Below are 12,618 nucleotides of genomic sequence, written 5' to 3'. Positions count from 1 at the left end.
GATGCCCCGGGCCACCTCGCCCCTGAACCGCCTGGCCGTCCCGGCTCGGCGGGCCCTGCTGCCGCTCGCGGACGGGTTGGGCGGTGTCACCAGCGCCGCCCGAGCCGTGCCCGACTTCCTCATCTGCGGGGCCCAGCGCTCGGGCACCACCTCGCTCTTCAAAGCCCTGTCCCAGCACCCGGGGGCGACCGGACCGGTGCTGCGCAAGGGGGTGCACTACTTCGACACCGGCCACCACCACGGGCCGGACTGGTACCGGTCGCACTTCCCGCTGCGCGCCTCGCTGCGGCCCCGATGGGGGCGGCCCCGGGTCCGGGTGTTCGAGTCCAGCCCCTACTACCTGTTCCATCCGCTCTCCGCCGAACGGATCGCCAAGGAGCTGCCGGACGCGCGGATCGTGGTGATCCTGCGCGACCCCGTCGAGCGGGCCTACTCGGCGCACGCCCACGAGACCGCGCGGGGGTTCGAGACCGAGCCGTTCGCGCGCGCCCTCGAACTGGAGGAGAAGCGGTTGGCCGGAACCGAGGAGCGGCTGGTGGAGGATCCCGCCCACCACTCCCACGCGCACCAGCACCACGGGTACGTGGCGCGGGGCCGCTACGCGGACCAGCTGGAGCGGATGGAGGCGGCGGTGGGGCGCGAGCGCATGCACGTGGTGGACTACGCCGACCTGTTCGACGGCGGTCCCCGCGCGCTGGGCGGGATCCTCGACTTCCTCGGTCTTCCGCCGGGGCGGGACATCTCCCTGGGCAGGCACAACGCCCGCAAGCGCGCGGTGATGCCCGAGACCCTGCGCGCCGAGCTCACCTCGCGTTTCGCGGACAGTGACGCCCGGTTGGCCGCCTGGTGGGGGCGCACCCCCTCGTGGTGCGCGTGACCCCCACGGGGACGCGTTCCGGGAACGGCCTGGGCCGCGTCCTGCGCGGCGGCGCGGTGAACATGGCCGGGGCGGTGGTGAGCGCCGCGCTCAACCTCGCGCTGATCGTGGCGATCACCCGGGCGTTCTCGCAGGAGACAGCCGGGCTGCTGTTCTCGGCCACCTCGGTGTTCCTGATCATGGCGGCGGTGGCCAACGCGGGCGCCCCGGACGGGCTGGTGTACTTCATCGCCCGGATGCGGGTGTTCGGCCGCCCCGAGGGCGTGCCGGTGCTGCTGCGGCTGGCGCTGGGCCCCGCCGTGCTGGCGTCCTGCCTGGTCGCGGCCGGGCTCATGGTCTTCGCGGGGCCGCTGGCCGAGGCGCTGGGGTCGGAGGAGGCCACCGCCTATCTGCGGACGCTGGCGCTCTTCCTGCCCTTCGCCGTGCTCACCGACTCCGCGCTGGCGGCGACCCGAGCCCACCACGACATGTCCGTGACGGTCGTGGTGGACAAGGTGGGTCGGCCGCTGGCCCAGCTGGGGCTGGTGGGGATGATCGCGCTGTCCGGCTCGGCCGGGCTGCTGGCCCTGGCCTGGGCCGGTCCGTACCTCCCGGCGGCGGTGCTGGCGTGGTTCTGGCTGGGCCGGATCGTGCGCCGGGCCGGGCCGTCCGACCCGGCGCCAGCCGACCCGGAGCCGACCGAGCCGCCACCGGTCGGTCCCGAGAACCGCGACGAGCGGGTCACTCCGGCGGTGTTCTGGTCGTTCGCGCTCCCCCGCGCCCTGGGCGGGGTCGCCCAGATGGGGGTGCAGCGCGGCGGGGTGGTGATGGTGGCGCTGCTGAACGGGCTGGCCGGGGCGGCGGTCTTCACGGCCGCCACGCGGATCATGGTCGTCGGACAGTTCGGTACCCAGGCCGTGCTCTACGCGGCCCAGCCGCGCTTCGCGGAGCTCCTGGCCGCGCGCGACCACGCGGCCGTGCGTTCCCTGTACCAGGCGGGGACGGCCTGGCTGGTGTGCCTGAACTGGCCGCTGTACCTGACCGCGCTGGTGTTCGCCCCCGAGGTGATGCGGCTGTTCGGGGACGGGTACGCCGCCGGGGTGCTGGCTCTGGTCATCGTGTGCGCGGGCCAGCTGACCGCCCAGGTGCTGGGGATGGGCGACCTCGTCCTGACGATGACCGGGCGCACCGGGCTCAACCTGCTCAACAACGTGATGTCGCTGCTGGCCAACGTGGCGGTGTGCGTGCTCCTGGTGCCCGCGTACGGGGCTGCGGGCGCGGCCGTGGCCCTGGTGGTCTCCGCCCTGGTCCGCAAGCTCCTGCCCCTGTGGCAGCTGCGCTCCCTGGTGGTGCTGCACCCGTTCAGCCGTCCGGTGCTGGCCGCGACGGGCAGCGCCCTGGTGTGGTTCGGCGCGCTGCCGATGCTCCTGGACGCCGCGACCGGCGGCGGGGTCCCGGTCCTGGCCGCGGCGGTGCTGGTGGGGGCCCTCGGGCACCTCGGCACGGTCTGGCGGCTGCGCGACCGCCTCGAACTGCGGAGGTGAACCCGGTCCGTCCACCCACCGTGTGCACGACACCCACAAGCCGACACTCAGAGTAATGGATTGATCACATTATGTCTGCACGACCGGTTCTCCTGGTGGCCTCCAGCGGCGGCCACCTCACCCAGCTGCGGTCCCTGCGCCCCTGGTGGCGCGGGCGGGAACGCGTGTGGGTCACCTTCCGGACCCCCGACGCCGAGTCCTCGCTCACCGACGAGTCGGTGCGCTGGGCGTACCACCCCACCACCCGCCACCTCGGCAACCTGCTCCGCAACACCGGCCTGGCACTGCGGATGATGCGGGAACTGCGCCCCGCCGCCGTGGTCAGCACCGGCGCCGGGGTGGCCCTGCCGTTCTTCGTCCTGGCCTGGCTGATGCGGATCCCCACCGTCTACATCGAGGTGTACGACCGCATCGACACCCCCACCCTCACCGCCCGGCTCTGCAAGCCGTTCACCCGGCTGTACCTCGCCCAGTGGGAGGAACAGCGCTCGTTCATGCCGACCGCCATCACCGTAGGACCGCTCCTGTGACCGAACAGACCACACGACCCACCCAGAGCCCCGAGGGCAGCGACCACCCCGACGTGGTCGTCAGCCTCGGCACCGACCACCACTCCTTCGACCGCCTCGTGCGGTGGATCGACGACTACGCCCGCCGCAACCCCGACCTGAGCGTCCTGGTCCAGCACGGACACAGCCGGGCGCCGGAGAAGGCCTCGGGCACCCCGTTCCTGTCCGGAGAGGAGCTGTCCGAGGCGATGCGCTCGGCCTCCGTGGTCGTCACGCACGGCGGCCCCGGAACCATCACGCAGGCGCGGGCCGCCGGGCACCTGCCCGTCGTGGTGGCCCGGGACCCCGAGCTGGACGAGCACGTGGACGAGCACCAGCTGTTGTTCGTCCGCAGGGTCGAGGACGCGGGACGGGTGCGTGCCTGCGCCACCGCCCAGCAGCTGCACGCGTTCATCGACAAGGCGCTGGAGTCCCCCGAGGACTTCCGGGTGGACCCCGCCGCCGAGGACGGCCCCGACCGCGCCGCCCGGCGCGCGGGCGAGCTGATCGACCTGCTCACCGACGACCGGGACGACGCCGCGCGCAGGGACACGGGCGACCGGGCGGCAACCGGGGCTCCGACCGACACCTGGCCCGCGGTGACCGTGGTCGTCCCCACCCGGGACCGGCCCGAGCTGCTGCGCCGCACCCTGCGCGCGATCGTCGAGCAGGACTACCCGGGGCGGATCACCACCATCGTGGTGTTCGACAACGACCAGCCCGACCCCACCCTCGCCCACGGTGAGGGCGACCGCCCGGTCCGCGTGGTGACCAACACGCTCACCCCGGGGCTGGCCGGGGCGCGCAACACCGGTGTGCTCGGAGCGGACACCGAACTCGTGGCCTTCTGCGACGACGACGACACCTGGATGCCCGAGAAGCTGCGGGCCCAGGTGGAGATCATGCGCGACGAGCCCGACACCGACATGGTGTGCTGCGGCATCCAGGTGGTCTACGACCGGGTCGAGTCGGAGCGGACCCTGGACCGCACCAGCGTCACCTTCTCCGACCTGCTGCGCTCCCGCCTGACCGAGCTGCACCCGTCCACCTTCCTGATCCGGCGCCGGGCCATGATCGACGGCTGCGGGACGGTGAGCGAGGAGATCCCCGGCAGCTACGGGGAGGACTACGAACTCCTGCTGCGGCTGGCCCGGCGGGGTCCGATCCGCAACATCCCCGAGCCCGGCGTGCGGGTGCTGTGGCACCGCAAGTCGTTCTTCTCGGAGCGCTGGCAGACGATCTCCACCGCACTGCGCTGGCTGTTGGAGCGCTATCCCGAGTTCGCGCTGGTGCCGCGCGGGTACGCGCGGATCGCGGGACAGATCGCCTTCGCGGAGGCGTCGGCCAAACGGCGCGGCCAGGCGCTGCGGTGGATCGGCCGGACCCTGCGCCGCCGACCGTTGGAGGCCCGCGCCTACCTGGCCCTCCTGGTGGTGTGCGGGGTCCCGCCCGCGTGGATCCTGCGCCTGCTCCACCTGCGCGGCAAGGGGCTCTGAGGCGCGCCACCCGGGTCGTTCCCCCGCTCCCGTACGGCGGAACGACCCGGGTGGTTCGGGTGGTGCCCGGTCGGACCCCCCTCGGCGTCGTCCTCTTCGCTGAGAGTGAGGGCGGCCCCGGTGCCCGTTTCGGTGCCCGGCCCGGAGGCCACCGCGTCGAGCGGGTGCGCCAGGACGCACCCGCCACGAACCGTCCGGGTGTCCGCTCTCCCGGGGTCCGGAGGTCGATCGCTCCCCGGTGCGGGCTGACGAGGCCCGGTGCGGGCCCGGTCCCGCGACGGTCGCGACGGTGGCCTGGAACATCCGCTCCCAGACGGGCGGTCCGACCCGACCGATAACCTCTCCCTCGTGCCCCGCACGGGGTCGGGGCGCGCACACGACGACACCGGGGGGACGCCATCTTCGAAGCGAACACGACCGAGGTGCCCGTGATCAGGGAGGCCGCCAGCGAGGACGTGGCCGGGGCCGCCGACACCCTGGCCGAGGCCTTCCGGGACTACCCCTTCACCCGGCACACGATCTCCGCCGACGACCACCTCGCGCGCCTCCGCGAGTTCCAGCGGCTCTTCCTGGCCGAGGTCGGCCTGCCGCACGGCCGGGTGTGGGTGAGCGAGGACCTGTCCGCCGTCGCCGTCTGGTCCACTCCCGACTCGGGCGGGGCCGACGAGGTGATGGCCGGGATGCTGCCCACGCTGGTCAACCTCGCGGGTGACCGCGCCGACGCCTTCGCCTCGGCGGAGGAGGTCATGGAGGCGCACCGGCCGAAGGAGCCGGTCTGGTTCCTGGGCACCGTGGGGGTGCGGCCCGGGGCGCGGGGCCGGGGGCTGGGCCGGGCCGTGGTCCGCGCCGGTCTGCGGGAGGCGGACGCGGAGGGCGTGCCCGCCTTCCTGGAGACCTCGACGCCGGAGAACGTCCGGCTCTACGAATCGCTGGGGTTCGCGGTCACCGCCGAGTACGAACTGCCCGACGGAGGCCCGCGCACCTGGTCGATGTTCCGGCCGGTGGGCGGCTGAGACACACCGGGGCCGCCCCGGTGGCACCGGGGCGGCCCCGTCCGTGCTCAGTCGCGGGTCACCGCGTACTCCGCGAGGCGCCGGACGCGCTCGGGCAGGTTCACGTAGGGGTCCTTGCCCGCCTGCTCGAACCCGCGCCGGGCGTGCTCGTTGGCCAGGATCCGGAAGTCGCAGTCGGCACCGACCTCGCTGTCCCAGAGTTTGACGGCACGCACCCGCTCGTAGCGTCTGAGGACGTCCGGGACGTCCGTGTACCACTTCGTGGTCTCGCTGGCGCCGATGTCGGTGGTGCCCATCTCACCGATCATGACGGGCTTCTGGGGGTCGATGCCGTGCTTGGGGCCCTCCTGCTGGATCCACTCGTAGGTGGGGGCGAGGGCGTCCTCGAAGGAGTCGACGTGGTTCCAGTCGTTCATCTTGTCGCAGCCGGTCATGTTGTACGCCTCCCAGCTGATCCAGTCGACGTAGTCGTTGCCGGGCCACAGTCCGGGGAGCCGGTCCAGGTTGCCGGGCCACCCGGTCACGTTCCAGACCCAGATGGCGTTGTCCGCGCCCTCGGAGCGGTAGAGGTCGACGATGTGCCGCCAGGAGCTCACGAACTCCTCCGGGGTGCCCCGGTTGTTGTAGCGGGCCTTGCCGTCGGCCTCGTGGTCGAAGGTGACGAAGTACGGCACGTCGAGTTCCGCGATGGCCCGCGCCTGGGAGCGCAGTGAGGAGTCGAACTCGCCCGCGATGATGTCGCGGTAGGCGATGTCGGAGCGCCCCTGGGTGAAGCGGCGGGCCTCGATGTTGGTGTGCACGAAGCGGCCCTCGGCGATCATGCGCCGCTCGCGGTCGCCGGGGACGTCGGGCTGGTCGATGCCGCGCCAGGTGTAGACGATGTCCATGTCGCGGTCGACCGCCGCCTCCAGCGCCGCCACGTCGTCGCCGTCGGGGCTGGCGCCCCACCAGACGCCGCAGGAGGGTTCGAGGATGTCCGAGACCGTGCACTGGGTCTCGACGGTGGAGGGCAGTCCGAGGAACGACGCCGAGTTCGGGACGGAGGGGCTCTGCCGTGGCCGGTCCTCCGTCGGTGCCGCGGCCTCCGTCGGGCCCTCGCCCACACTCGTCAGCCCCAGGGCGAGGAGTACCGCCCCCGTCGCAGCCATGCCTCGTACCGGTCCGCCCACCATGGTCAACCGCCCCCTAGTTCCCCCGATGACAACACAGAGTGTTCACGCAATGACAATACGTTATGTATCCCCCGTGCAACACCCTGGGAACCAGGTAGCGGACATCAGTACCCATAGCGACCGCGCGTGGGAGCGGTGACCGCCTCGACCAGACACCGGCGCCAGGGGGCCAGTCCGCGCCGCCAGCCGTGGTCGGCCCGGACGCCGACAGGGCCCGCCTGGAAGCGCATCGGGTTGCCGGAGACGGCGTGCCCCGCCGCGAGTTCCACCCCGTCCCCGCCCAGGCGGAGCGGGTCGCCCGCGTGTCCGGCGAAGGCGGCGACGCGCCCGAACTCGCCCTCCGGGTCGGCCACGAAGTCCTCGTACCGCACCCTCAGGGTCGGGAGGCCCTGGCGGGCCAGCTCGTCCAGCGTGGAGTTCTGGGTCATCCACTGCACCGCCGAGCGCCCCGCGGAGTAGCGCGCCATCTCCGGCTCGGAGCTGCCCGGAGCGGCGTCCGGGCGGGCCACCCGCTTGCTCCAGGAGTGCGCCACCGCCCGGGGGTCGCGGACAACGTGCAGGAGGCGCATCCCGGAGCCGTACCGCCAGCGCAGACAGGCGGCCAGGGAGGCGTGCTTGCTGGCGTCCACGATCACCCGCGCCCCGCTGACCTCGGCGACGGCCGCGTAGAGCCGGTGGTAGAAATCCGTGTAGCGCGCGCACCGGGCCGCGAGGGCGCCCTCCCCCGCCGACCCCTGGAGCAGCCCCGGGAGGAAACGGGTGCGGTCGACACCGTCCTTGAGGCGCAGCACCGACTCCACGTCCAGGCGCTCCCAACCGCCGAACGCCCGCTTGCCGACGTCACCCCAGAAGCCGCAGTCGGCGAACGCCAGGCCGCACCCGCAGCGCTCGTTCTCCACCAGCCCCCGGCGCCACAGGTGCACGACCTCACCGACGGAGCAGAACCCGGGCAGCTCACCAAGGAGGCGTTCGATCAGCGTGGACCCGGAACGGCCCATCCCGCCGACGAACACCAGACGATATCCATCCACGACCCCAGGCTATTACCTTTGGTCATGAAGCATGAACACAAAGTGACGCGACTGTCGGGGCGCATGGGAACGGCCCCGGGCGGGAGGGGTACTCCCGGCCCGGGGCCGTCCGTCACTCGTCAGTTCCGCCGGGTGTGGACGCGCGGGGTCTCCACAACCCCGCGGGCTACAGGCCCTGGACGTTCAGCAGCAGGTTCACGGTGCCGCTGGGAACGCCGCTGAGCTTGTCCGAACCACCGTTCTCGGTGAGCCAGTCCAGGATGACGCCCTGCTCGTCGTCACCGAGGGAGCTCTTGTACAGAGCGGCGGCGCCGGCCACGTGCGGGCTGGCCATCGAGGTGCCGGAGTAGCTGTCCGTGCCGCCACCGGGGATGGTGGACTCGACGTCGACGCCGGGGGCGTAGATGTCGACGGCCGGGCCGTAGTTGGAGAAGGACGCGGTGGCGTCGGAGTCGTCGGAGGCACCGACGGTGACCACGCCCTCGGCGCCGCCCGGGGAGACGTTGTCCGCGTCCTGGCCCTCGTTGCCCGCGGCCACGGCCACGAACACGCCCGAGTCGGCCAGGGCGTTGACGGCGTCGTCCACGGCCTGCGAGGCCGGGCCGCCCAGGGACAGGTTGGCGACCGCGTTGGCGTCGGCGTTCGCGGCGACCCAGTCGATGCCCGCGATGACGTCGTCGTAGGTGCCGGAGCCGTCGTCCCCGAGGACCTTGACGCCGTAGAGCGAGGCGCCCGGCGCCACACCGTAGCTGTCGGAGCCCACGGTGCCCGCGACGTGCGTGCCGTGGCCCTGACGGTCACCACCGTCACCGCCGGTGGCGTCGAAGCCGACCTCGGCCCGACCGCCGAAGTCCGGGTGGGAGTCGTCGATGCCGGTGTCGATGATGTAGACGGAGGTGCCGCTGCCGTCGGACTCCGTGGTGTAGGAGCCGTCCAGCGGCAGGTCCTCCTGGTCGATGCGGTCCAGGCCCCACGGGACCATGGTGGTGGCCTCGCCGACCTGCTCGATGTAGGCGACGCCGTCCTGGGCGCGCAGCTCCTGGACCTCGGCGTCGCTCAGGGCCGCCGAGTAACCGTTGATGGTCTCCTCGTAGGTGTGGTTGACCTGGTCGGCGGAGATGCCGAAGGCCGACGGGGAGACCGAGCTGGCGTTCATGGTGTCCTCAAGGACCACGAACCAGTCACCGCCGGAGGCGGCGGAGCTCGTGTACACCGGCGCGAGCTCGGAGGCGCCGGCGGTGGCGCCGCTCAGCGCGAGGGGAATGGTGAGGGCGCTGACCGCGACAGCGCTGAACGCGACCCTGCGAGTGGGGTGCTTCTTCACGCGGTTCCTCCTTGTGGGGGTTTCCATAGTGGGAGTACGCGACAGGTCATAACCGTGCGTATTGGCTCGATTGCGACCCTGTACGCGATTCGCACACTTTAGGCAGACTTGACCCCGGATTGCCAGAGGCTGAGAGAATTTTTCTCAACGATCACTCTCCGCGCTCCTATCCGATAGGCCAGAATCGCTCCGTTCGAGGTGACACTCTGGTTGGTCCTCGCCCCTGCACACGGCCCTAACGCCGGGTAACTTGAGCTCCTCCAGGCACACCAATGACCCGGAACCGATCGGCACCGAGGACCAGAAAAAGTGCTCCGAGGATTCACACCCTGAAATGTGCGCGTAAGAAACCGGGGCCCGAGTGGTCCGGTCCGGGTCGCCCGCGAACACCACTCGGAACACACGAAACGGGGCCGCCGAAAGGCGACCCCGTGAGGAATGTTTGGCTATTCAGCGGGTACGTCTAGTCAGCTTTGACGACCATTCCGGCGCCCACCGTGGTGTTGGTGGCCTCGTCGATCAGGATGAACCCGCCCGTCTGCCGGTTCTTGGTGTACTCGTCCACGAACAGGGGCTGGGTGGAGCGCAGCCGCACCCGGCCGATCTCGTTGAGCGCCAGGTGGTCGGCGCCCTCGTCCCGGTGCAGCGAGTTCACGTCCAGCCGGTAGCGCAGGTCCTTGACCACCACCTTCGCGGTCCTGGTCGTGTGCTTGACGAGGAGCCTGGAACGCGGCGTGAGCTTGCGCGCGTCCGTCATCCAGCACACCATCGCCTCGATGTCCTGGGACACCGTGGGGGTGTTGTTGGGGCGGCAGATCATGTCGCCCCGGGAGATGTCGATCTCGTCCTCCAGCAGGAGGGTGACCGACATGGGCGAGAACGCCTCCGCGACCTCGCCGTCCGCCGTGCGGATCTTCGCGATGCGCGTGGAGAGCCCCGAGGGCAGGTGGGTGACCTCGTCCCCGGGCTTGAGGACCCCGCCCGCGAGCTGGCCCGCGTAGCCCCGGTAGTCGTGCAGTTCGGGGTCGTCCGAGCGGTGCGGCCGGATCACGTACTGCACCGGGAAGCGCGCGTCGATCAGGTTGCGGTCGGAGGCGATGTGCACGTTCTCCAGGTGGTGCAGCAGGGAGCCGCCCGTGTACCAGGGCATGTTCTCGGACTGGCTGACCACGTTGTCGCCGTGCAGGGCTGAGATGGGCACGAACGTGAGGTCGCGCGCGTCCAGTTTGGCGGCGAACTCCGCGAACTCGGCCTTGATCTCCTCGAAGCGGTCCTGGGAGTAGTCGACCAGGTCCATCTTGTTCACCGCGAGCACCAGGTGCGGCACCTGGAGCAGGGTGGTGAGGAAGGCGTGGCGGCGGCTCTGCTCCTGGAGGCCCTTGCGGGCGTCCACCAGGATGATCGCGAGGTCGGCGGTGGAGGCGCCGGTGACCATATTCCGGGTGTACTGGATGTGCCCGGGGGTGTCCGCGATGATGAAGGTGCGCCGGGGCGTGGCGAAGTAGCGGTACGCCACGTCGATGGTGATGCCCTGCTCGCGCTCGGCGCGCAGTCCGTCGGTGAGCAGTGCCAGGTTGGTCTGCTCCTCGCCCCGTGCGGCGCTGGTGCGCTCCACGGCGTCGAGCTGGTCCTCGAAGATGGACTTGGAGTCGTACAGCAGACGGCCGATCAGCGTGCTCTTGCCGTCGTCGACGGAGCCCGCCGTGGCGAACCGCAGGATGTCGTTGCTCATGGTGCCTGTCCTATGCGCGAAGTGTGGGGCGGTTCAACAACCGTGGGGACGGGAAGCGGTGGGAGCCGGACGCCCGGAGACCGGGCCGAAGCGGAGCGGAGGCCCAAAGAGACACGGCTAGAAGTAGCCCTCGCGCTTGCGGTCCTCCATGGCTGCCTCGCTGGCCCGGTCGTCGGCGCGGGTCTGGCCGCGCTCGGTGATCCGGGTCGCGGCGATCTCCGCGATGATGTCGTCCAGCTCCACGGCCGAGGACTTGACCGCCCCGGTGCACGTGAGGTCACCGACGGTGCGGTAGCGCACGGTCTCGGTGAAGGGGACCTCGGTCTCGTCGCGCTGGATGAGCGGAGAGTCCGCGAGAAGGATGCCGTCGCGCTCGAACACGCTCCGCTCGTGGGCGAAGTAGATCGAGGGCAGCTCCAGCTCCTCACGCTGGATGTAGCCCCACACGTCGAGCTCGGTCCAGTTGGAGATGGGGAAGACCCGGATGTGCTCGTCGCGGTTGATCCGGGTGTTGAACACGTTCCAGAGCTCGGGGCGCTGGTTCTTGGGGTCCCACTGGCCGAACTCGTCACGGAAGGAGAAGACCCGTTCCTTGGCCCGGGCCTTCTCCTCGTCACGGCGGGCGCCCCCGAAGGCGGCCGTGAAGCCGTTCTCCTCGATGGCCTCCAGCAGAGCCGAGGTCTGGAGGCGGTTGCGGCTGGCCCAGCGGCCGGTGGGCTCGGTGACCTTGCCCGCGTCGATCTGCTCCTGGACCGAGGCCACCACCAGCCGGACCCCGGCCTGGGCGACCCTGCGGTCCCGGAACTCGATGACCTCGTCGAAGTTGTGCCCGGTGTCCACGTGCATGACGGGGAACGGGACCGGGGCGGGCCAGAAGGCCTTCTCCGCCAGGCGCAGCATCACGATGGAGTCCTTGCCGCCGGAGAAGAGCAGCACCGGCCGCTCGAACTCCGCCGCCACCTCACGCATGATGAAGATCGCCTCGGCTTCGAGGACGTCCAGCTGGGAGAGCTGGTAGCGCCCGAGCGCCTGCTGACTCGCCTGACCCATGGAATCCGCCTTAGAAATACCGACACTCACGTCCGGTTCCGCGGCGGTGGGTGCTGCGGTTCAGCCCCCCGCGTGCGGACCGGCGCTGTCAAGGTCCGCGCCGTCGCGGATGCTTGCCAACAACATACCCGACAATTCCGATCGGCATACAAGGACATCGGGGAGTAGCGGGTCGGCTACGTTGTAGCGCAGCTCCGAGCCGTCGATCCTGGAGGTGTGCAGACCCGCCGCGCGCGCGACGGCGACCGGCGCGGCGCTGTCCCACTCGTACTGGCCGCCCGCGTGCACGTAGATGTCGGCGATCCCCAGCAGCACGGCGCAGATCTTGGCGCCCGCCGACCCCATGGGGATCACCTCGGCGCCCATCTGCGTGGCCATGCGCTGGACGAACGCCGGCGGCCGGGTCCGGCTGGCGGTGATGCGCAGCCGCTGCCCCTCGGGGCGCTCCTCCGGCAGCCACGGCGGATCGACCGTGGACAGGCAGCTGCCCTGGGCGGGCAGCGCGACCGCCCCGGCGACCAGGTCGCCGTTCTCCCACAGCGCCACGTGCACCGCCCAGTCGGTGCGGCCGGGCTCGGAGAACTCGCGGGTCCCGTCCAGCGGGTCGATGATCCAGACCCGCCTGGCCCGCAGCCGCGACTGGTCGTCCGCGCCCTCCTCGGACAGCACCGCGTCGCTCGGCCGCAGCCGCCCGAGCGCGGAGAAGAGGAACTCGTGCGAGGTGCGGTCACCCAGGGTGCGCAGGACCTCGGGCTCGTCGAATCCGTGGCGGGCGCGCAGGCGCAGCAACAGCTGCCCGGCCTCGCTCGCCAGGTCCCGAGCCACCTCATGATCGTTTCGGATGTTGTTCAC

Annotated in this window: 11 protein-coding genes; 5 read left to right on the top strand and 6 right to left on the bottom strand. The window is 71.3% G+C overall.

All coding sequences use genetic code 11. The features are described 5' to 3' along the window. The first annotated feature begins 1 nt into the window (after position 1). The 5 genes from AC0VYL_RS03965 to AC0VYL_RS03945 all read left to right on the top strand — a co-directional run bounded on the left by AC0VYL_RS03965 (position 2) and on the right by AC0VYL_RS03945 (position 5,457). A complete protein-coding gene (locus tag AC0VYL_RS03965) occupies positions 2 to 877 on the top strand; it encodes a sulfotransferase family protein (protein ID WP_475482354.1) in 876 nt (291 codons plus the stop codon). Next, positions 847 to 2,400: a lipopolysaccharide biosynthesis protein gene (locus AC0VYL_RS03960; RefSeq protein WP_475482353.1), complete on the top strand. Its 1,554-nt coding sequence runs from the start codon at positions 847 to 849 to the stop codon at positions 2,398 to 2,400. The genes AC0VYL_RS03965 and AC0VYL_RS03960 overlap by 31 nt, the downstream gene beginning before the upstream one ends. A gap of 71 nt (positions 2,401 to 2,471) precedes the next feature. After that, complete coding sequence (locus AC0VYL_RS03955; protein ID WP_475482352.1) at positions 2,472 to 2,930, top strand: UDP-N-acetylglucosamine--LPS N-acetylglucosamine transferase; 459 nt, start codon at positions 2,472 to 2,474, stop codon at positions 2,928 to 2,930. Next, entirely contained in the window at positions 2,927 to 4,444 is a 1,518-nt protein-coding gene (locus AC0VYL_RS03950) for a glycosyltransferase (protein ID WP_475482351.1), read from the top strand. The genes AC0VYL_RS03955 and AC0VYL_RS03950 overlap by 4 nt, the downstream gene beginning before the upstream one ends. 428 nt (positions 4,445 to 4,872) lie before the next feature. Next, positions 4,873 to 5,457 (top strand): GNAT family N-acetyltransferase, encoded by a 585-nt coding sequence (locus AC0VYL_RS03945; RefSeq protein WP_475462931.1) that lies wholly within the window; start codon positions 4,873 to 4,875, stop codon positions 5,455 to 5,457. A gap of 47 nt (positions 5,458 to 5,504) precedes the next feature. Here AC0VYL_RS03945 and AC0VYL_RS03940 read toward each other — a convergent pair whose 3' ends face one another. From AC0VYL_RS03940 to AC0VYL_RS03915, 6 genes are all read right to left on the bottom strand, one after another. Next, entirely contained in the window at positions 5,505 to 6,605 is a 1,101-nt protein-coding gene (locus tag AC0VYL_RS03940; RefSeq protein WP_475459294.1) for a glycoside hydrolase family 26 protein, read from the bottom strand. A 128-nt stretch (positions 6,606 to 6,733) separates the two neighbouring features. Next, positions 6,734 to 7,627 (bottom strand): sulfotransferase, encoded by an 894-nt coding sequence (locus tag AC0VYL_RS03935; protein ID WP_475462930.1) that lies wholly within the window; start codon positions 7,625 to 7,627, stop codon positions 6,734 to 6,736. Positions 7,628 to 7,826: 199 nt separating this feature from the next. Beyond that, a complete protein-coding gene (locus tag AC0VYL_RS03930) occupies positions 7,827 to 8,984 on the bottom strand; it encodes a S8 family peptidase (protein ID WP_475482350.1) in 1,158 nt (385 codons plus the stop codon). Positions 8,985 to 9,447: 463 nt separating this feature from the next. Then, complete coding sequence (cysN, locus tag AC0VYL_RS03925; RefSeq protein ID WP_475459289.1) at positions 9,448 to 10,716, bottom strand: sulfate adenylyltransferase subunit CysN; 1,269 nt, start codon at positions 10,714 to 10,716, stop codon at positions 9,448 to 9,450. Positions 10,717 to 10,833: 117 nt separating this feature from the next. Beyond that, positions 10,834 to 11,766 carry a sulfate adenylyltransferase subunit CysD gene (gene cysD / locus AC0VYL_RS03920; RefSeq protein ID WP_475459286.1) on the bottom strand — a complete coding sequence of 311 codons (933 nt, stop codon included), beginning with the start codon at positions 11,764 to 11,766 and terminating at the stop codon, positions 10,834 to 10,836. Between the two features lie 60 nt (positions 11,767 to 11,826). Beyond that, positions 11,827 to 12,618, bottom strand: a complete 792-nt coding sequence (locus AC0VYL_RS03915) for a 3'(2'),5'-bisphosphate nucleotidase CysQ (protein ID WP_475459284.1) — start codon at positions 12,616 to 12,618, stop codon at positions 11,827 to 11,829.

It is taken from the genome of Nocardiopsis sp. iso_238 (assembly GCF_056173325.1).
Note: the sequence above shows the minus strand (reverse complement) of the source record. Positions and strands in the feature narration are given on the sequence as shown.

What these genes read in the sequence shown, in the direction of transcription:
- AC0VYL_RS03965 (WP_475482354.1), top strand. Translation starts at nt 2, where the DNA reads ATGCCCCGGGCCACCTCGCCCCTGAACCGCCTGGCCGTCCCGGCTCGG.
- AC0VYL_RS03955 (WP_475482352.1), top strand. Translation starts at nt 2,472, where the DNA reads ATGTCTGCACGACCGGTTCTCCTGGTGGCCTCCAGCGGCGGCCACCTC.
- AC0VYL_RS03940 (WP_475459294.1), bottom strand. Translation starts at nt 6,605, where the DNA reads ATGGCTGCGACGGGGGCGGTACTCCTCGCCCTGGGGCTGACGAGTGTG.
- AC0VYL_RS03935 (WP_475462930.1), bottom strand. Translation starts at nt 7,627, where the DNA reads ATGGGCCGTTCCGGGTCCACGCTGATCGAACGCCTCCTTGGTGAGCTG.
- cysN (WP_475459289.1), bottom strand. Translation starts at nt 10,716, where the DNA reads ATGAGCAACGACATCCTGCGGTTCGCCACGGCGGGCTCCGTCGACGAC.
- cysD (WP_475459286.1), bottom strand. Translation starts at nt 11,766, where the DNA reads ATGGGTCAGGCGAGTCAGCAGGCGCTCGGGCGCTACCAGCTCTCCCAG.